General features: G+C 58.3%; 16 protein-coding genes and 1 riboswitch. Of the genes, 10 read left to right on the top strand and 6 right to left on the bottom strand.

The features are described from left to right. Window positions 1–71 precede the first annotated feature (71 nt). Window positions 72–1,067 (bottom strand): D-xylose ABC transporter substrate-binding protein, encoded by a 996-nt coding sequence (xylF, locus tag CPA59_RS00410; protein WP_038920629.1) that lies wholly within the window; start codon window positions 1,065–1,067, stop codon window positions 72–74. 491 nt (window positions 1,068–1,558) lie between these two features. Here xylF and xylA point away from each other — a divergent pair, with 491 nt between their 5' ends. Then, window positions 1,559–2,878 carry a xylose isomerase gene (gene xylA, locus CPA59_RS00405; protein ID WP_038920630.1) on the top strand — a complete coding sequence of 440 codons (1,320 nt, stop codon included), beginning with the start codon at window positions 1,559–1,561 and terminating at the stop codon, window positions 2,876–2,878. Between the two features lie 119 nt (window positions 2,879–2,997). Next, entirely contained in the window at window positions 2,998–4,458 is a 1,461-nt protein-coding gene (gene xylB / locus CPA59_RS00400; RefSeq protein ID WP_107758492.1) for a xylulokinase, read from the top strand. A 105-nt stretch (window positions 4,459–4,563) separates the two neighbouring features. Here the strand turns inward: xylB and CPA59_RS00395 are convergent, their stop codons facing one another. Beyond that, window positions 4,564–6,102 (bottom strand): aldehyde dehydrogenase family protein, encoded by a 1,539-nt coding sequence (locus tag CPA59_RS00395; RefSeq protein ID WP_049855282.1) that lies wholly within the window; start codon window positions 6,100–6,102, stop codon window positions 4,564–4,566. A 368-nt stretch (window positions 6,103–6,470) separates the two neighbouring features. On the opposite strand from CPA59_RS00395, the gene fdhD reads away from it, so the two are divergent. The 3 genes from fdhD (at window position 6,471) to CPA59_RS00380 (ending at window position 10,303) form a co-directional block, all read left to right on the top strand. Further along, window positions 6,471–7,295, top strand: a complete 825-nt coding sequence (fdhD, locus tag CPA59_RS00390; protein WP_100848646.1) for a formate dehydrogenase accessory sulfurtransferase FdhD — start codon at window positions 6,471–6,473, stop codon at window positions 7,293–7,295. 228 nt (window positions 7,296–7,523) lie between these two features. After that, the gene (gene sodA, locus CPA59_RS00385) at window positions 7,524–8,150 is read left to right on the top strand and encodes a superoxide dismutase [Mn] (protein WP_038920635.1); all 627 of its coding nucleotides are present in this window, start codon (window positions 7,524–7,526) and stop codon (window positions 8,148–8,150) included. A 266-nt stretch (window positions 8,151–8,416) separates the two neighbouring features. Beyond that, window positions 8,417–10,303, top strand: coding sequence for a methyl-accepting chemotaxis protein (locus CPA59_RS00380; protein ID WP_038920636.1), 1,887 nt, complete (start codon window positions 8,417–8,419; stop codon window positions 10,301–10,303). 125 nt (window positions 10,304–10,428) lie between these two features. Here CPA59_RS00380 and CPA59_RS00375 read toward each other — a convergent pair whose 3' ends face one another. The 4 genes from CPA59_RS00375 to CPA59_RS00360 all read right to left on the bottom strand — a co-directional run bounded on the left by CPA59_RS00375 (window position 10,429) and on the right by CPA59_RS00360 (window position 15,489). Beyond that, a complete protein-coding gene (locus tag CPA59_RS00375) occupies window positions 10,429–11,043 on the bottom strand; it encodes an MltR family transcriptional regulator (RefSeq protein ID WP_202438406.1) in 615 nt (204 codons plus the stop codon). 77 nt (window positions 11,044–11,120) lie between these two features. Continuing rightward, window positions 11,121–12,269, bottom strand: a complete 1,149-nt coding sequence (locus tag CPA59_RS00370) for a mannitol-1-phosphate 5-dehydrogenase (RefSeq protein ID WP_038921167.1) — start codon at window positions 12,267–12,269, stop codon at window positions 11,121–11,123. A gap of 93 nt (window positions 12,270–12,362) precedes the next feature. Beyond that, entirely contained in the window at window positions 12,363–14,270 is a 1,908-nt protein-coding gene (locus tag CPA59_RS00365; protein ID WP_107758491.1) for a PTS mannitol transporter subunit IICBA, read from the bottom strand. Between the two features lie 508 nt (window positions 14,271–14,778). Further along, window positions 14,779–15,489 carry a DUF3053 domain-containing protein gene (locus CPA59_RS00360; protein WP_107758490.1) on the bottom strand — a complete coding sequence of 237 codons (711 nt, stop codon included), beginning with the start codon at window positions 15,487–15,489 and terminating at the stop codon, window positions 14,779–14,781. 501 nt (window positions 15,490–15,990) lie between these two features. After that, window positions 15,991–16,085, top strand: a riboswitch (guanidine-I (ykkC/yxkD leader). A gap of 71 nt (window positions 16,086–16,156) precedes the next feature. On the opposite strand from CPA59_RS00360, the gene CPA59_RS00355 reads away from it, so the two are divergent. The 5 genes from CPA59_RS00355 to CPA59_RS00335 are packed head-to-tail and all read left to right on the top strand — an operon-like array spanning window position 16,157 to window position 20,221. Beyond that, window positions 16,157–17,212, top strand: coding sequence for a putative urea ABC transporter substrate-binding protein (locus CPA59_RS00355; RefSeq protein WP_107758489.1), 1,056 nt, complete (start codon window positions 16,157–16,159; stop codon window positions 17,210–17,212). A gap of 16 nt (window positions 17,213–17,228) precedes the next feature. After that, window positions 17,229–18,041, top strand: coding sequence for an ABC transporter permease (locus CPA59_RS00350; protein WP_107758488.1), 813 nt, complete (start codon window positions 17,229–17,231; stop codon window positions 18,039–18,041). Between the two features lie 26 nt (window positions 18,042–18,067). Further along, window positions 18,068–18,847 (top strand): ABC transporter ATP-binding protein, encoded by a 780-nt coding sequence (locus CPA59_RS00345; RefSeq protein ID WP_038663755.1) that lies wholly within the window; start codon window positions 18,068–18,070, stop codon window positions 18,845–18,847. Window positions 18,848–18,863: 16 nt separating this feature from the next. Then, window positions 18,864–19,583: an urea amidolyase associated protein UAAP1 gene (locus CPA59_RS00340; RefSeq protein WP_038920643.1), complete on the top strand. Its 720-nt coding sequence runs from the start codon at window positions 18,864–18,866 to the stop codon at window positions 19,581–19,583. A gap of 2 nt (window positions 19,584–19,585) precedes the next feature. Continuing rightward, window positions 19,586–20,221, top strand: coding sequence for an urea amidolyase associated protein UAAP2 (locus CPA59_RS00335; protein ID WP_049855278.1), 636 nt, complete (start codon window positions 19,586–19,588; stop codon window positions 20,219–20,221). The last annotated feature ends 3 nt before the right edge of the window (window positions 20,222–20,224 follow it).

The raw sequence follows: 20,224 nt of genomic DNA, 5'->3' as shown, positions 1-20,224 counted from the left end.
CCCCTCCGCCTGGCCGATGCCGCACATCCAGCGACGCCGCAAAGCGGCTCGCCGGACGGCGGGCGAACTGGTTAATAGATGTCCGCTTTCTTATGGAATCCGTCGGCGACGACGGTGCTGTCGATATTCGTCTTGTCGACCGGGATCGGCGTCAGCAGGAAGGCAGGCACATCCTTCTTGCCGTTATTGAGCGTGGCGTTGGACTCCGGCTTTTTCCCCTGCCCCAGCGACACCGCGATATTGGCCGCATCCTGCGCCAGTTTGCTGATGGGTTTGTACACGGTCATGGTCTGGGTGCCGGCTACGATCCGCTTGATGGCCGCCAGGTCGGCGTCCTGACCGGAGATCGCCACCTTGCCGGCCAGCCCCTGGGCGGAGAGCGCCTGAATCGCGCCGCCCGCGGTCGCGTCGTTCGAGGCCACCACCGCATCAATCTTGTTGTTGTTGGCGGTCAGCGCGTTTTCCATGATTTTCAGCGCATTTTCCGGCAGCCAGGCATCCACCCACTGGTCGCCCGCCACCTTGATCTTGCCGCTATCAATTAACGGTTTTAATACTTTCATCTGGCCCTGGCGGAACAGCTTGGCGTTATTATCAACCGGCGATCCGCCCATCAGAAAATAACTGCCCTGCGGCACCTTATTGATCAAATATTGTGCCTGAAGTTCTCCGACTTTTTCATTATCAAACGAAATGTAAAAATCGATATCCGCGTTATTAATCATACGGTCATAAGCCAATACTTTTATTCCCTCGCGTTTGGCTTCGGCAATCACGTTACTTAAAACCTGACCGTTATAAGGGATAATCACCAGCACATCGACGCCGCGGTTAATCATATTTTCTATCTGGGATATCTGGGTTTCTTCATTGCCGTTGGCGGACTGCACAAACACTTTCGCCCCTTTTTCTTCGGCGTTCTTCACAAAAATATCCCGATCCTTCTGCCAGCGTTCGAGACGCAGGTCGTCGATAGCCATGCCGATTTTAACCTCTTTGGCAAACCCCGGCTGACTCAGCATGGCAAGTGCGGCACAGGCTGACAGTAATACGTGTTTCATTTTCATCGTAGAGTACCTTTGTTATACCCGTCATACTTCAAGTTGCAGGTGCGTTGGCTTTCCTCGCTCACCCCAGTCACTTACTTAAGTAAGCTCCCGGGGATTCGCTGCGTCGCCGCCTTCCTGCAACTCGAATTATTTTGGATATACAGGAAGGCAGGATAAAAACGTCACTTCACTTACGGCTACGTTGCATGAAATTGTTGACAAGAAAAGTCAGGGTCAGCAATTGCTGATTTTTATCTCCGAATTACGTTTTTTGGTTTAATTGTTATTTTTTGATAGCGGTCATATTTTCATCTTGTTAATCCATTTCATAACACCAACGAGTGCGAGCGGTTTTGCAGATTATTCCGGTTATTTTTTGCGATCGAGCGCACATTTAATAATTATCTGAATTTCACTGTGAAATAACGTAATTGAGGAAACCGGCAGGCAAACGGAATATTGAGAAAAGGCTGAAAACAGCCATTCCGGTGGTTTGCAAGGAGATAACAATGCACGCTTATTTTGATCAGATAGAAAAAGTCCGCTTTGAAGGTCAGGGCAGCCGCAATCCGTTTGCCTTCCGCCATTACAACCCTGACGAGGTCATCCTCGGCAAGCGCATGGCCGACCATTTGCGTTTCGCGGTCTGTTACTGGCACACCTTCTGCTGGAACGGTTCCGACATGTTCGGCGCCGGCGCCTTCGCCCGGCCCTGGCAGCAGTCCGGCGACGCGCTGGCGCTGGCGAAACGCAAAGCCGATATCGCCTTTGAGTTCCTGCACAAACTGGGCGCGCCCTATTACTGTTTCCACGATGTCGACGTCGCGCCGGAAGGCGGTTCGTTACAGGAATACCAGAACAACTTCGCCGCCATGACCGAGATTCTGGCGGCCAAACAGCAGGAAACCGGCGTGAAGCTGCTGTGGGGCACCGCCAACTGTTTCACGAATCCGCGTTACGCCGCCGGTGCCGCCACCAACCCCGACCCGGAAGTGTTCGCCTGGGCCGCCACGCAGGTGTTCAGCGCCATGAACGCCACCAAAACGCTGGGCGGCGAGAACTATGTCCTGTGGGGCGGCCGCGAAGGCTACGAGACCCTGCTCAATACCGACCTGCGTCAGGAGCGCGAACAGATTGGGCGCTTTATGCAGATGGTGGTGGAGCACAAGCACAAGATCGGTTTCAACGGCACGCTGCTGATCGAACCCAAACCGCAGGAGCCGACCAAACACCAGTACGACTACGATGTCGCCACCGTCTACGGCTTCCTCAAACAGTTCGGGCTGGAGAAAGAAATCAAGGTCAATATCGAGGCCAACCACGCCACGCTGGCGGGACATACCTTCCATCACGAGATCGCCACCGCGATTGCGCTCGGCATCTTCGGTTCGGTGGACACCAATCGCGGCGACCCGCAGCTCGGCTGGGACACCGACCAGTTCCCCAACAGCGTGGAGGAAAACGCGCTGGTACTCTATGAAATCCTGAAAGCAGGCGGATTCACCACCGGCGGCCTCAATTTCGACGCCAAGGTCCGCCGCCAGAGCACCGATCGCTACGATCTGTTCCACGCCCATATCGGCGCGATGGACACGATGGCGCTGTCGCTCAAGGTGGCCGTCCGCATGCTGGAAGACGGCGAGCTGAACCAGCACGTCGCCAACCGCTACGCCGGCTGGAACGGCGAACTGGGGCAGCAGATCCTGCAGGGCAACGCGTCGCTGGAGATGCTGGCGGGTTATGCCGCCCGCAATCAGCTTGACCCGCAACACCACAGCGGGCAGCAGGAACGACTGGAAAATCTGGTTAATCGCTACCTGTTCGGTTGAATAGGTGTAGGCTGGCGCAACCCCAACAACGCGGAAAACGGGTTTTTGGCGTCTGCGCCAGCAGTACAAATATTAAGGGTACAGCCTGATAACGGCACACGAAGTCACAGCGAGGCGTTATGTACATCGGCATCGATCTTGGCACATCGGGCGTGAAAGCCATCTTATTACGGGAAAACGGCGACGTGGCGGCCAGCCACAGTGTGCCGCTGAATGTCTCACGCCCACATCCGCTGTGGTCGGAACAGGATCCGCAAGCGTGGTGGCAGGCAACCGACGCCGCCCTGACCGGGTTGGCCGCGCAACAGGCGTTGCAGGGTGTGCGGGCCATCGGGCTGACCGGCCAGATGCACGGCGCGACGCTGCTGGATGCGAAGCAGCGGGTGTTGCGCCCGGCTATCCTGTGGAACGACGGACGCAGCGCCGCACAATGCCGGCAACTGGAGCAACAGGTGCCGGACGCCCGCCGCATCACCGGCAACCTGATGATGCCCGGCTTTACCGCGCCGAAACTGAAGTGGGTACAGCAGCACGAGCCGGATATTTTTCGGCAAATCGACAAGGTGCTGTTGCCAAAAGATTACCTGCGCTGGCGCCTGACCGGGGATTTCGCCAGCGACATGTCCGATGCGGCGGGCACGTTGTGGATGGATGTCGCCCGACGGGACTGGAATGACGCCCTGCTCACCGCCTGCGGACTACACCGCGATCAGATGCCTGCATTGTTCGAAGGCAACCAGATTACCGGACAGCTGCGCGCCGACATCGCCGCCCGCTGGGGCATACCGCCGGTGCCGGTGGTCGCAGGCGGCGGCGACAATGCCGCCGGCGCCATCGGCGTCGGGCTGTATCAGGCCGGCCAGGCCATGCTGTCGCTCGGCACGTCCGGGGTTTACTTCGCGGTCAGCAACGGCTTTCTCAGCAATCCCCAACGTGCCGTTCACAGCTTTTGCCATGCGTTGCCCAACAGCTGGCATCTGATGTCCGTCATGCTGAGCGCCGCGTCCTGTCTCGACTGGGCCGCACGGCTCACGCACGCCGACAGCGTGGCGGCGCTGCTCGCCGAAGCCGAACAGGCAAGCGAGGATGAAACCGCCACGCCGGTGTGGTTCCTGCCCTACCTGTCCGGCGAACGCACGCCGCACAACAACCCGCAAGCTAAGGGCGCCTTCTGGGGGCTGACCCACTCGCACGGCCGTGCGGCGCTGGCGCGCGCGGTGTTGGAAGGCGTGGGATTTGCGCTGGCGGACGGCATGGACGCGCTGCATGCAACCGGGCTGGAACCCCGGCAGGTAACGCTGATCGGCGGCGGCGCCCGCAGCGCTTACTGGCGACAGATGCTGGCGGATATCAGCGGCAAGACGCTGGAGTACCGCACCGGCGGCGATGTCGGCCCGGCGCTGGGCGCAGCGCGGCTGGCGCAAATTGCGCTGAATCCGACGACGCCGCTGGCGCAGTTGCTGCCCGCTTTGCCGCTGGAACAAACGCACCAGCCGGACCCGACGCGCCACGCGCAGTACGCGCAACAGCGCACGGTATTCCGCCAGCTCTACCAGCAACTCAGCCCGCTGATGATCTGATGCGAGCCGCCCAGCCGATGGCAAAACTCACCGTATTAATAAACTTACCGTATTAGCAAAAAGGAAAGGGCCGCAAAAGCGGCCCTCTTCTGACTAGCGGCTGGCTTAGAACAAACCGAGTGGTTTCTCGGAGTAACTGACCAGCAGGCATTTGGTCTGCTGATAGTGCTCCAGCATCATCTTGTGGGTTTCTCGCCCAATACCGGACTGTTTATAACCGCCGAACGCCGCATGCGCCGGGTAAGCATGGTAACAGTTGGTCCAGACGCGGCCGGCCTGGATGCCGCGGCCCATGCGGTAGGCGATGTTGGCGTTGCGGCTCCATACCCCGGCGCCCAAACCGTAAGGGGTGTCGTTGGCAATCGCCAGCGCTTCCTCCGGCGTTTTGAAGGTAGTCACCGCCAGCACCGGCCCGAAGATCTCCTCCTGGAACACTCGCATGCTGTTCTGGCCGAACAGAATGGTCGGCTCCAGATAGTAACCTTGCGCCAGTTCCCCCGGCAGCACTTTGCGGTGCCCGCCGGTCAGCACCTGCGCCCCTTCTTTCTTGCCGATATCGATGTAATTGAGGATGGTATCCAGTTGCCCCGCCGACACCTGCGCACCCATCATGGTTTGACTGTCGAGCGGATTGCCGACCCGGATGGATTCCACCCGTTTGATGGCGCGCTCCATGAACCGTTCGTAAATCGATTCCTGAATCAACGCCCGGCTCGGGCAGGTACACACCTCGCCCTGATTGAACGCAAACAGCGCAAACCCTTCCAGCACCTTGTCAAAGAAGCTGTCTTCCTGATCCATCACGTCGGCAAAGAAGATATTCGGCGATTTACCGCCCAGTTCCAGCGTTACCGGGATGACGTTCTGCGCCGCATAACCCATGATCTGCTGGCCGACTTCGGTCGAGCCGGTAAAGGCCACCTTGGCGATACGCGGCGACGTCGCCAGGTACTCGCCGATCTGCCCGCCGGCGCCGTTAACCACGTTCAGCACGCCCGGCGGCAGCACATCCTGAATCAGCTCCATCAGCAACAGCACCGACAGCGGCGTCAGCTTGGCGGGTTTCAGTACGATGCAGTTACCGGCCGCCAGCGCCGGCGCCAGTTTCCAGCACGCCATCAGCAGCGGGAAGTTCCACGGAATAATCTGCCCGACTACGCCCAGCGGTTCGTGGAAATGGTAGGCGACGGTATCGTGGTCGATCTCGCTGATCGACCCTTCCTGCGCGCGAATACAGGCGGCAAAGTAACGGAAGTGATCGATACCCAGCGGCACATCGGCATTGCGCGTTTCCCGGATCGGTTTCCCGTTGTCCCAGGTTTCCGCGCTGGCCAGCAGATCCAGATTAGCCTCCATGCGATCGGCGATGCGATTAAGGATCTGCGCCCGTTCGCGGGTGGATAACGCCCCCCATTCGGCGCTGGCCTTGTGAGCCGCGTCCAGCGCATGTTCGACGTCGCGGTTGTTTGAACTGGCGACTTCACACAGCGGCTGGCCGGTCACCGGCGTCAGGTTGACGTAGTATTGATTGCTGGATGGCGGCACCCACGCGCCGCCGATAAAGTTGTCGTAGCGCTTTTTCAGCGTGAGGGCGGGTCCGTATTCACCGGGCAACACCCGGTTTCCTGCGGTATCGATGGCCATGTCTGTCTCCTTTGGTGATACAGGGTGTCATCGCAGGCGGATACCCGGCGTCATGCCAGCCCCCCCCTGCGCCGCGGCAGCCAGAGCCTGCCAGAGCGAAACCGGCAGGCATGAAAAGCTCCGTCTGGCTGATAAGTCCTCACAGAAAGTAATGATTAAATCGTATACAGTGTTACCAGATTGTAAAAGGTCTACCGCAGGGAAAAACGCCACTCTTCGACGCAGCGCACAGTTTGTTATTCCCACATTCAGGCCATACTTTTTTATCCGTAGAGTGTGGATGGAAACTGACGGGATAAAAATTCGCATCCCTGCCACGGCGGTGAAATAATGTCAAAATAGACACACGTAACAGCGGGCACAACACCGTGAACAATGATGATTCTCAGGGCGTCGCAGAGAGATTGATAGCTGGCGCCTGCCAGCGCACCGTCTGGCATCAGGGTGAACTGGATTCGCCGCGGCAGGACTGGTTGGCGGAAGAAGTGCCGGTGGCGCTGGTCTATAACGGTATTTCGCACGTCGTGATGATGGCGTCGCCAAAAGATCTGGAGCCGTTTGCGCTCGGCTTTTCCCTGTCGGAAGGCATCATCCAGTCGCCGCAGGACATCTACGGCATGGATGTCGTGCCGGTGTGCAACGGCATTGAAGTACAGATCGAGCTGTCCAGCCGCCGTTTCGCCGGGTTGAAAGCGCGCCGGCGGGCGATGGATGGGCGAACCGGCTGCGGGGTCTGCGGGGTGGAGCAGTTGGAAGAAATCGGCAAACCGGTGTCGCCGCTGCCGTTCACCCAGCACTTCTCGCTGTCCCGTCTGGAGCAGGCGTTGCAGGCGCTGAAAAGCGTGCAACAGGCGGGCGCGCTGACCGGTTCGACGCACGCCGCGGCCTGGTTGTCGCCGGAAGGGGAACTGTTGGGCGGCTGTGAGGACGTCGGCCGCCATGTAGCGCTGGACAAACTGCTGGGAACGCGCGCGCGCCGGCCCTGGCAACAGGGAGCGGCGCTGGTATCCAGCCGCGCCAGCTATGAAATGGTGCAAAAATCCGCCATGTGCGGGGTGGAAATTCTGTTTGCGGTTTCAGCCGCTACGTCGCTGGCGGTAGAGGTGGCCGAGCGGTGCAATCTGACGCTGGTCGGCTTCTGTCGCCCCGGACGCGCCACCATCTATACCCATCCGCAGCGCTTGCAGGCCTGATGGTCAGACCGGGCAGAGCTTAGATCGATTTGTTGTTAGTCGGAGCGATTACGGCATAAACGCTTGTAATCGCGGAATAAAGCGCGCAGATAAACCGGCCGGTGCCACGAATAGTCGTTTTCAAGATCATTTAATTAACTATAATGAACCTAATGCTTACGCGGTGCTAACAAGCAATAGCGCCGCCCAATAACTAAATTGCGCACGACAACAATGGAGATGCTAAACATGAGTTATTCACTGCCATCCCTGCCTTATGCTTATGACGCACTGGAGCCGCACTTCGACAAGCAGACGATGGAAATCCATCACTCCAAACACCATCAGGCTTACGTCAATAACGCTAACGCAGCGCTGGAATCCCTGCCAGAGTTCGCCAGCCTGTCCGCCGAAGAGCTGATCACCAAACTGGATCAACTGCCGGCCGACAAAAAAGGCCCTCTGCGTAACAACGCCGGCGGTCACGCCAACCACAGCCTGTTCTGGAAAGGCCTGAAACTGGGCACCACGCTGACAGGCGAACTGAAAGCCGCCATTGAGCGCGATTTCGGCAGCGTTGACGCGTTCAAAGAAAAATTCGAGCAGGCGGCAGCAACCCGTTTCGGTTCCGGCTGGGCGTGGCTGGTGCTGAAAGATGACGGCAAACTGGCTGTCGTTTCCACCGCCAACCAGGACAGCCCGCTGATGGGCGAAGCGATTTCCGGCGCATCCGGCTATCCGCTCATCGCACTGGACGTGTGGGAGCACGCTTATTACCTGAAATACCAGAACCGCCGTCCGGACTACATTAAAGCGTTCTGGAGCGTCGTAAACTGGGACGAAGCGGCTAAACGTCTCGCTGAAGCCAAAAAATAAGTAAAAGGTAAAAATTAATTTCTAAATCAGAAATTAACGCGACCAAACCCGGAATAACATTTGTTATGCCGGGTTTTTTTTATTTTATTTTCAGGATTATCGCCGCGAAAAGCAGTATAAAGTTTCACTATGGCGCGCCGATAGATTCTGCAGTTTTTGTTATAGACTACACACAGCCGCCAACATGGCAATCTCACATTCACGAATAAATCGGTTATTCACCACATTACTTCATCACTCAGCCTATTAATGATGGAAGAAAAAAAATGGCTATAAAATTCGAAAATATCAAAGTCGGCAGGAAGTTAGGATTAGGGTTTTCCTTAATTCTGTTGCTGACCGTCATTATTGCTGCAGTAAGCGTACACTACATCGAAATACTGAAAGGGCGTTTTGAAAAAGTTATCTTCAGCAATCAAATCAGCGATGAGGTTAATGAAGCCCGTTATTATCGAGTTTTGTATAGCACAAGTTATAACCCGGATAGCATCCAGCAAAACACCAAACATATTGATAACATTGTTAATTTAATCTCTTCAATCCAGGATAAATCCTGGCGCGGCGATTACGACGACAAACTGAGCAATATCGCCAGGCTCATCAGCCAATATAAAGAAAGACAAAAAAACTATACCGACGCCATCGCCAAAAAAGATGACGTCAGAAAAAGCTGGAACCTGTCCGATTCGGAAAAACCGCTCAAGCAGATCGAGCAACAGGTTGCCGGCAATCTGCCGCTTCAGTTGCAGTTAAGCACGCTGCACCAGAAGCTGGTGACGGTCCGCTATCTGGTGCGCGGCCTGTTGCTATCGCTGAACAGTGATGCGGAAAAACCGCTGGTTACCTCGCTGGATGACGCGCAGGCGACGCTGAATCAGTTTATTCAGGCGCTGACGCCGGAACAGCAAGCCATCATGGCGCCGGTGGTTTCTACGCTTTCGACCTACAAAACGCAGGTACTGGCTTACCTTCCGGCTTATCAGACGGAGATGAATCAGGCCAAACAGTTGGGTGAAACCGCCAATCAACTGCTCGACAATGTCGACAAGATGGTCACCGAGGAAACCGCCGCCACCCAGAGCGATATCACCAGCGCCGAATGGCAGATTGCCATCACCGCGCTGATTACGCTGGTGCTGGGCGCGCTGATTGCCTGGTATATTTCCCGCCAGATTACCCAGCCGCTGAACAACACCGTAGCTATCGCCGAAAGCATCGCCATCGGCGATCTGACCATCGCCATTGAAACCACACGCCGTGACGAACTGGGCATGTTGTTTGGCGCTATGGCGAAAATGAAGGCCAATCTGCACAACATGATCGATGACATCCGTATGGGCGTCAGCCAGATCACCACCGCCGCCAGCGAAATCGTCACCGGTAACAATGACCTGGCCGCCCGTACCGAATCCCAGGCTGCGTCGGTGGAACAAACCGCCGCCAGCATGGAACAACTGACCTCCACCGTGAAACAGAACGCCGCTAACGCGCATCAGGCCAACAAGCTGGTGCTGGATGCGACGCACACGGCACAGGAAGGCGGCAAACTGGTGGAAGACGTGGTGCAAACCATGTCCGACATCGAGGGCAGTTCCAAACGGATTGCGGAAATCACCTCGGTGATCAACGGCATCGCCTTCCAGACCAATATTCTGGCGCTCAACGCCGCGGTGGAAGCCGCCCGCGCCGGTGAACAAGGCCGCGGTTTTGCCGTAGTGGCCAATGAAGTACGCAACCTGGCGCAACGCAGCTCGCAGGCGGCCAAAGAGATTGAAGGTTTGATCTCCACCTCGGTCGATCAGGTATCGAAAGGCGCCCATCTGGTGCACTCAGCCGGTAAAACCATGCAGGAAATTGTGACGGCGGTGACGCATGTGCACGACATCATGGGGGAAATTACGGTCGCGTCCGATGAACAAAGCCGCGGTATCGCCCAGGTGAATCAGGCGATCGTCGAGATGGACAGCACCACCCAGCAGAACGCCGCGCTGGTGCAGCAATCCTCCGCGGCCGCCAGCTCGCTGGAAGAACAGGCGGTCATGCTCTCCAACACCGTGTCGGCTTTCCGCCTCTCCTCCACGCAGGAACTGGCGCCCGCCAGCCACGGTTTGCCGTTTGCCGGTCATCAACAGCAGCTGTCTTATAAGCGGTAACGGCAGGCAGCAGCCGGACGGCGCATCGCATCCCCTTCGGCGAAGGGGATAAGCGAAAGCGAGAATGCAAAAAGGGCAACCCAAACGGGCTGCCCTTTGTTATCTGATTATCTGATATCCCTGAATCAGAACGCCTTTTTCAGGCTAATGCCGGCGATAAGTTCGGTCAGCGACAGCACCAGCGTGGAACGCACCATCTGCTGATAACGCTGCTGTTGCATGGCCGCCAGCAACGCGTCGTCGGGATCGACGCTCGGCGGCAGCATCGGCGACGGCGGCAGGCTGCTCACACAATGCAGCTCGCTGATCGGCCCGAGAATTTCATCATCGGTAAACCGGTACCCATGCTCATCGTGGGTCAGCTCCTCGCCCAGCGCCATCAGCAGCTCGGTATCTTCGTATTCTTTACGGCTGATCATCCCCAGACCGTAAATCAGCTTCAACCGCACTGACAGCTCGCCCAGCGGCCCGCTGCCGGATAACAGGGGTTCGACGGCGTACTTCACGGCATAATCGTCTTTGCGAAACGCCTGCAGCATCAGCAGGCTGACGGCTTCCGCCAATAATTCGACGGCCATCAGCATAAAGCTTCTGACCGTTTTCGATGCATTCAGGGATTCCAGTACCCGGTTTTCAAATGCCTGCGTATCGTCCATCGTCGCTTCTCGTACGTTAATTCCGCGCACAGTATTGCCCCTGCGCGTTGGAGCGGCTGACTCCACGGGGGCATGGCTTTTCATCTTCAACGCCCCCGTCCTATCCAACGCACTCGATTGAAAAGCAGGGACACAGCCTGATCTGTGCCGAGACGCGCCGATTACTGCATGGCGTTATACACACTCACCGCTTTTCCGACAACCTCGCTGTCAGCGTCCAGACCGGAAATCTGCGCCAGCGCAACCTTCGGCCCTTGCGAGGCGATCAACGCCGCCAGTTCCTGCGCCTGCGGGTCCTGCTCGCTGCGATAATGCATCGCGGCGGCAATACCCTGGATCAGGTTATCATGCGGCAGGCTGTATTCCAGCGTGCCCAGCAACGGTTTGATCAGGCGATCGCCAGCGCTGAGTTTACGCAGCGGCTGACGGCCGACGCGCTCCACCTCATCGTGCAGCCACGGGTTTTCAAAACGGGTAAGAATTTTGCGGATGTAAGCCTGATGCTTGTCGGCATCAAAACCGTAGCGACGAATCAGCACCGCGCCGCTCTCTTCCATCGCCCCCTGCACCACGCGGCGGATCGCCGGGTCCAGAATGGCGTCGCGGATGGTGCTGTGCCCGGCGCGCTGGCCGAGGTAAGCGGTGATGGCATGACCGGTGTTCAGGGTGAACAGCTTGCGCTCAACGAACGCCATCAGATTATCGGTCAGTTCCATACCGGCGATCGCCGGCGGCTCGCCGTTGAACTGGGTTTTATCCACAATCCATTCGCTGAAGGTTTCCACCGTCACCGCCAGCGGATCGGACTCGCCGGCTTCAGCCGGCGGCACAATACGGTCCACCGCCGAGTCCACGAAACCGACATGCTGCGCGACCCACGCCTGCGTATTTTCCGGCAATTGCGCCAGCACATGCTGTTTGAGCTGGCTGGTGCCGCGCACCATGTTTTCGCAGGCGATAATATTCAGCGGCGAGGTGTTGCCGTTGGCATGGCGTTTCACCAGCCCCTGAGCAATAGCGCCGGCGATCTTCGCCAGAATCTGCGGCCCCACGGCCGTTGTCACCAGGTCCACCCCGGCAATCAGCTCAACCGCCTGCGGGCTGCCGCTGTGTACGGCGCTGACCTGACTGACCGTCTCTACCTGCTGCTGTTCACCGACGATCCGAACCGGATAGCTACCGCGTTGATTGATGGCATCCAGCAACGGCTGGTTCACATCGGCAAACGTCAGGGAAATGCCCGCGTCCGCCAGCAGCTTGCCGATAAACCCACGGCCGATATTGCCGGCCCCAAAATGTAATGCTTTCATCATGCGTAACCTTACTACTGAGATTTAACAATCTGGGAAAATTTAACAATCCGAGAAAGAAAGCGCCGCCCGAAGGCGGCACTTTTTTATCTGTCAGGCAGGCGACTTGCCGGAAAGCAGGTCGAGGACATCCTGCAAATTCCCCGTCTGAGCCAGCCGTTCTATTATCGACTCATCATCCAGCGCGCTGGTGAGATTGGTGATGACCTGCACGTGTTCGTTGTTGCGGGCCGCGATACCGATGACCAGACGAGCCACGTCGTCCTCATCATCGCCGAAGCGCACCCCTTGCGGATACTGGCAGAACACCACGCCGGTTTTCAGCACCCGGTCCTTGGCTTCAATCGTCCCGTGCGGCACGGCGATCGACTCGCCCAGGTAGGTGGAGGTCAGTTTCTCACGCTCCAGCATCGCGTCGACATACGCCGGCTCGACATAACCGCCTTTTACCAGTTGTTCACCGGCAAAACGAATGGCCTGTTCTTTGTCGGCGGCCTGCAGGTTCAGGAAGACGTTTTTCTCCGTCAGCTGGAACAACGTCTGCGGTGCGGCGGCCGGCTCGGCAACCGCAGCGGCTGCAGCGGGTTTGGCCTCGCCGGGTTGAGCAGCCTGCAGGCGGGCAACCAGATCGTTATACAGATTGCTATCGAGGAAGTTGGTCAGCGAAATGTGCTGAGCCTGCGGCGCATGGCGCATGGCGCGCTCGGTCAGATCACGATGGGTGATCACCAGATCCACGTCTTCCGGCAGGTTGTTGATGGCGCTGTTGGTCACCGAAATGCCCCGCAGACCGGCATCCTGTACCTTCTTGCGCAGCACCCCTGCTCCCATGGCGCTGGAGCCCATGCCGGCGTCGCAAGCGACGATGATTTTACGCACGGTGCCAAGGTCGCCGCTCACGCCGCCGACAGCCTGACCTTTGGACGCGGATTTCATTTCCTGCATACGGCGGGTCGCCAGTTCCAGTTCGTCGTCATCCTTCACTTTGCTGCTTTTCAGCAGGATGGCCGACACCACAAAGGAGACCGCGAAAGCGGCGGCGATCGCGACGATATTGGCGAAGTAGGCGCCTTTCGGCGTCATGGCCAGCACCGCCAGAATGGAACCCGGCGAGGCCGGAGACACCAGACCGCCGTTCAGCAGGCCCAGCGTGAACACGCCGGTCATGCCGCCAAGAATAACGGCGATAATCAGACGCGGATTCATCAGCACATACGGGAAGTAGATTTCATGAATCCCGCCCAGGAAGTGGATGATGGCCGCGCCCGGCGCAGACTGTTTGGCGTTGCCGCGGCCGAACAGCATGTAAGCCATCAGCACGCCCATACCCGGACCCGGGTTGGCTTCGATCAGGAAGAAGATGGATTTCCCGGCTTCCGTCGCCTGCTGGATGCCCAGCGGCGAGAAGATGCCGTGGTTGATGGCGTTATTCAGGAACAGGATCTTCGCCGGTTCAACGAAAATCGACGCCAGCGGCAACAGGTTGTTCTGCACCATCAGGTGTACGCCGGCGGCCAGAATGCGCGACAGCGCCTCGACCAGCGGACCAATCGCCAGGAAGGACAGAATAGCCAGCAACATGCCGATGATACCGGCGGAGAAGTTGTTGACCAGCATCTCAAAGCCGCTTTTGATTTTGCCGTCAACCGCGCGGTCAAAGTGTTTGATCGCCCAGCCACCCAACGGGCCGGCAATCATGGCGCCGAGGAACATCGGGATATCGGAGCCGACCACCACGCCCATAGTGGTGATGGCGCCGACCACGCCGCCGCGCTCTCCACCTACCAGACGTCCGCCGGTAAAACCGATCAGTAACGGCAACAGATAGGTGATCATCGGGCCGACCAGCTTGGCCAACGTCGCGTTGGGGATCCATCCGGTAGGAATAAACAGTGCTGTGATAATCCCCCAGGCAATAAAGGCGCCGATATTCGGCATCACCATATTGCTCAGGAAACGGCCAAAATTCTGCACCTTGACCTTGGTATCTGGTGAGAGCATAGAGATACACCCCTTTGAAACGCGCGGCGGAAAGCGTTCGCGCGGTAATTATTGATTGTTAGACAGCGTGATGACTTCCGTCGGAATCATGAGGTCGTGTACCGCAATGTGTGCATACCGCTATTGTCGTCATTGTCGACTCTGTCGTATCGCGATCACGGCATCGTGTGACGACGAAAAATCTCAATAGCGTGCGCCACCGGCGTGGCCCCCCAAAACCCGTTATCAAGCGGACTCTAGCACGTGGTTTTCAGACCGCAACTCGCGGGAAAATCGTGACAAAAATCACAAAAACCACCCACAAGCCCACCACAAATAAGTGACACAATTCACAAAAAAATAATAAAACCGGATAAATGGTCAGAAAAAAACCAATCAGGTCACAAAAAATAGTGATCAAGATCACTATCTTACGAATTGGGTTTATATGAAATATGTGAGATAAATCACAATATATTTCCAGCACGAACCGGCCTTCGCAAGAAAACCAGCCCGTGCCGGGGTCACCTTAGTGAGGCAGGAAATTCTGGGATTTGAGCGTCGTGAACAGTTTCTGCTGCTGATTGGCGATATCGGTCATCATGCTGTTGTACTGATCCACCTGCTGCTGGGTGTGGAACTGGACGCCGTTGTTGCCAAACACTACCTGATTGCCTTGCGTCTGCAGATAATCGCCCACCTGCACCACGCTCTGTGCAAACGACGTGCTGGCCGGCACCACCGTCACCATCGCATTGGCCGGCAGGGAAACGGCGCGGTTATAGACTTTATCGTATACCGTCTGCAATTCTTCCGGCTGCTTGAGCGCACGGCGGGCGTTATCCGCCTGGGTTTTGGCGTTCTGCACCTGCGGGCTCAGCATATTGAGGCCGCCCAGCGCCTGACGCAGGTTATCGCGCTGAGTAACGTAATCCTGCGGCACGCGAATGCGGGACACTACGTCCAGCATCGGCGTCAGGCTGCCTGCCAGCGCCTGATCCAGTTGCTGATTGAAAGCGGTCATCACAGCGTAATCCTGGGTAAAACGCCCGAAGCTCTGTTTCTGCTGTTCGGACAACGCCGGCAACTGGCGCCCTTCCTGCTGTGAAATCCCCTGCAGGAAGGTGATGAACGCCTGACGCGCATCCTTATCCTTGTCGCCGCAGGCCGACAGTTGCAATGCCACAACCAACATAACCACTGGCAGCAGCCAGCGCGAACGGTAATCCGCCAACATCATTACTACTCCTGTTTATTTTCACCACCGTGACCCGGCGGTCTCTATCGCCCGGCGAGCCATGTCGCCATAAGCGTAACCGAACCTGCCGCCGCGTGGGACATGCCACGCCTTTTTTTTTCTCCCAACGGCCTGTTCAACAATCAAGGACCGCTATTCTACGCCGGATCGACGCCATGCCACCCGCAGAATCGTCTGTTCTGCTGCCGCTATTCTGTTACCACAACGTGCATACGGCTTCGCGCAGGTTGCACACCATCTTGCACACAACATGTCATCTTGCACACAAGTAGTGCATCCCGGTAATGCACGGCAGGTAATCGCCGACCAACCGACAGGCTGGAGGATGCCATAGCACATCACAGTTAATAATTTGAAAGATAAATAAAAAATCAAGAAAACGCCTGCGGCGGATTCGTATCGACACGCAACATGGCAAGTATTTTGCTTTGTCTGACTGGCAGCAGGAGCGATAGCGGGCAACCGGTGTCGCCAGACAATTTGGAAATGGGTGACTAGGGTTCCGGCTTTACTGCGCAGGTCCGAGAGTCACCGACCGCCCTCTGGCGGTTACACGGCGGGATAAAAGCCCGGGAGGATACAGCGAGATACATGCTCGCCGCCCTCCTGCTTTGCTAATGATTGCGCCCAACGTCAGAGGATATACGCCATGAAAACGATTCAACGATTACTGCTTGTTTGCGCACTGGCGCTGTGCAGCGCCGGCGCGCTGGCCGCCAACAAACCCGCCTTCAAACTCTGCTGGTCCATTTACGCCGGCTGGATGCCGTGGGACTACGCCCAGCAGCAAGGCATCATCAAGAAATGGGCCGACAAATACGGCATCGATATCCAGTTTGTTCAGGTCAACGACTACATCGAATCCGTTAACCAGTACACCGCAGGCGGCTTTGACGGCTGCGCCATGACCAACATGGACGCGCTGACCATTCCGGCGGCCGGCGGCGTGGACAGCACCGCGCTTATCGTCGGCGACTACTCAAACGGCAACGACGGCATTCTGATCAAAGGCACTAACAGCCTGGCCGCGCTCAAAGGCAAGCCGATCAATCTGGTCCAGCTGTCCGTGTCTCACTACCTGCTGGCGCGGGCGCTGGAAAAGAACGGCATGAGCGAGAAGGACATCAAGGTGGTGAATACCGCCGATGCCGATCTGGTCGCCGCCTTCGGTACGTCGGAGGTGCAGGCCATCGTCACCTGGAACCCGTTGCTGGCGGAAGCCAAAAAACAGCCGGGCAGCCAGTTGGCGTTTTCTTCCGCGCAAATCCCCGGCGAAATTCTCGATCTGCTGGTGGTCAATACCGCCACGCTGAAGCAACACCCCGAGCTGGGCAAAGCCCTGACCGGCGCCTGGTATGAAACCCTGCAAGCGATGTCCGGCGACAGCAGCGCCGCCCGCCAAGCCCGCACCTTCATGGGGCAGGCCGCCGGCACCGACCTGGCCGGATTTGACGAGCAACTGGCCGCCACCCACCTGTTCGCCACCCCGAAACAGGCGCTGGAGTTCGTCCAGAACGCCCAGTTGAAAACCACCATGCAGTCGGTCGCGGAATTCTCCTTCCGTCACGGCCTGCTGGGCGACGGCGCGCCGGGCGCAGACGTGGTGGGGGTATCCACCCCTGTGGGTCTGTGGGGCAACACCGGTAACGTCAAACTGCGTTTCAGCGACGAGTTTCTGAAACTGGCGGCCGACAACAAGCTGTAATACGGGAGAACGCCGGATGCGCAAATTGATCAACTACCAGCCGCTGCCGCTGACACGCGGGATGATGGGGTTTCTGCCGCTACTGGCGCTGCTGCTTGTCTACCTGATGGCGTCCGACGCCCGACTGGCGGCGAACGCCGCCGACAAGCTGTTGCCGGGGCTGGGCGCGATGGCGGATGCCATGCATCGCATGGCGTTCGAGCCCAACGAACGCACCGGCGAATACCTGCTGTGGGTCGACACCGCCGCCAGCCTGCTTCGGCTGTTGATCGGCGTAGGGTTAAGCGCGCTGCTGGCGCTGGTGTTCGGCCTGCTGTGCGGCGCGCTGCCGGCGGTGCGCGCCACGCTGTCGCCGCTGATCACCCTGTTTGCGCTGATCCCGCCGCTGGCGGTGCTGCCTGTCCTGTTCATCTGCTTCGGACTGGGCGAGGTATCCAAAGTGGTGCTGATCATGGTGGGCATCACGCCGTTCATCATTCGCGACCTGCAACTCTACATCCAGAGCCTGCCGCAGGAGCAACTGGTCAAAGCGCAAACCCTCGGCGGCCACAGCGGCCAAATCCTGTGGCGGGTGATTCTGCCGCAATTGATGCCGCGGTTGCTGGATGCGGTGCGCCTGTCCCTCAGTTCCGCCTGGCTGTTCCTGATCGCCGCCGAAGCTATCGCCGCCACCGAGGGGCTGGGCTACCGCATCTTCCTGATGCGCCGCTATCTGGCGATGGACGTCATTCTGCCTTACGTCGCCTGGATCACGGCGCTGGCGTTCCTGCTCGATGTGCTGCTGCGGGTCATCAGCCGTCGCGGCTGGCCCTGGTATTACTCGAAATGAGCGTCAACCGGAATGCAGGAGAACCTATGTCGTTGTTAAAACTTAAAAACATCAGGAAAGAGTACGACGGTCAGGTGGTGCTGGAACGGCTCAACGTCTCGGTCGAGGAAGGCGAATTCGTCTCCATCGTCGGTGCGTCCGGTTGCGGCAAGACCACGTTTCTCAAGATGCTGCTCGGCACTGAAAGCCCCAGCAGCGGCCAGTTGCTGCTCGACGGCGCGCCCATGCCGCAGGAGCCGGACGAACACCGCGGCGTGGTGTTCCAGCGCTACTCGGTTTTCCCTCACCTCAGCGTGGCGGAGAACGTCATGCTCGGTGCGGAATTCGCCGAAGCCCGCTGGCTGGGCCGGGTATGGGGCCGGCGGCGTCGCGCCCTGCACGCCGGCGCAATGGAGATGTTGCGTCAGGTAGGTCTGGAACAATCCGCTCACAAGTATCCGCATCAGCTGTCCGGCGGCATGCAGCAGCGGCTGGCGCTGGCGCAGGCGTTGATCAAACGCCCGCGCATTCTGCTGCTGGATGAGCCGTTCGGCGCGCTGGACCCCGGCATCCGCGCCGAGATGCACCAGTTGATCAGCCAGTTGTGGCGGGAAAATTGCCTGACCATTTTCATGATCACCCATGACCTTAAAGAAGGTTTTTCACTCGGGTCGCGCCTGTGGGTGTTCGACAAGCTGCGCCAGGACCCGCAAGCGCCAGACGCTTTTGGCGCCAGCATCACCTACGACCTTCCGCTGGAGCGCTCGCCTGCCGGCGTGCGAGCTTCGGTGGGAGAACTGATTGACGGGCGGCGGCATGTCGCCTGATGGGAGGAGTCACACAATGAACGATCATTATCAGACCGAACTGCCCGCCGGGTCGCACTGGTCGCTGGTCATGCGCCGTGGTACCGCGCTGTGCCTGACCGACGTCGAAGGCGGCGCCAACGTGGGCATGCTGTTCTACAACCCGGAAAATCCGCTGGAGCGTTACAACGCGCCGGACACGCTCAAATGCCAGCATACGTTTCGCCTGACCGCCGGCCACTGCCTGTACTCGGATATGGGCCGTATTTTCTGCGGCATCGAAGCCGACAGTTTCGGCTGGCATGAAACCGTGTGCGGTAGCGCCAACGCGCAGCAGGTGGCGCGTCAGTTCGGCGAACTGAACTACCAGCAGGCCCGTAACAGCCGCCATCAGAACGGCTACGACAGCTTCCTGGTGGAACTGGCTAAATACGGTCTTGGCAAGCGCGACATGGCCGCCTGCGTTAACTTTTTCGCCCGCGTGAGCAGCGACGACGACGGCAACCTGACGCTGGAACAGCAGGGACAGCCCGGCGCCAGCGTCACTCTGCGTTTCGCCATGGATACGCTGGTTATCCTGCATACCTGCCCGCATCCGCTCAGCGCCGCCGCTGACTACCCACGACATCCGATCCTGCTGACGCTGGACCACCAGCGTGCGCCGTTGCCGGACATCTGTCTGGCACGACCGGAGAACCGGCGCGGACTGCGCAACAACACGCTTTACTATCTGGCCGAACAACCCCAAGGAGTCTGATCATGATCCAGACCAGCCAACGCGACCCCGCCACGGCGGTTTATCGCGCCACCCTTCCCGCCGGCGACTACTGGCTGCACCGCATTGAAGCCGGTCAGACGCTGCGTATTACCGATCTCGAAGGCAATCAGGCCGCCGATACCCTGTTCTACAACGCCGACGACACCGCCGAGCGCTACAGCGTGACCGATACCCTGCGCGGTCAGCGCAACGTCTTTCTCACCACCGGCAGCATACTGCGTTCCAACGAAGACCGTCCGATGCTGGAAATCGTGGCGGACACCTGCGGCCGCCACGACACCCTCGGCGGCGCCTGCGCCACCGAGAGCAACACGGTGCGCTACGATCTGGAAAAACGCCACATGCACGCCTGCCGCGACAGTTGGATGCTGGCGGTGGCGCAACACCCGGAATACCACCTGACCAAACGCGACATCACCCACAACATCAATTTTTTCATGAACGTGCCGGTGACGCGGGAAGGCGGATTGACCTTCGCCGACGGCATCTCCGCACCGGGGAAATACGTGGAAATGGTGGCGAAAATGAACGTATTGGTGCTGATCTCCAATTGTCCGCAGTTGAACAACCCTTGTAACGGCTATAACCCCACCCCGATCGATATCGCCGTCTGGTAAACG

It is taken from the genome of Dickeya sp. Secpp 1600 (assembly GCF_003049805.1).
Lineage (GTDB): Bacteria > Pseudomonadota > Gammaproteobacteria > Enterobacterales > Enterobacteriaceae > Dickeya > Dickeya fangzhongdai.
The sequence above is the reverse complement of the archived record's forward strand: the minus strand, read 5'-3'. Positions and strand labels throughout refer to the sequence as shown.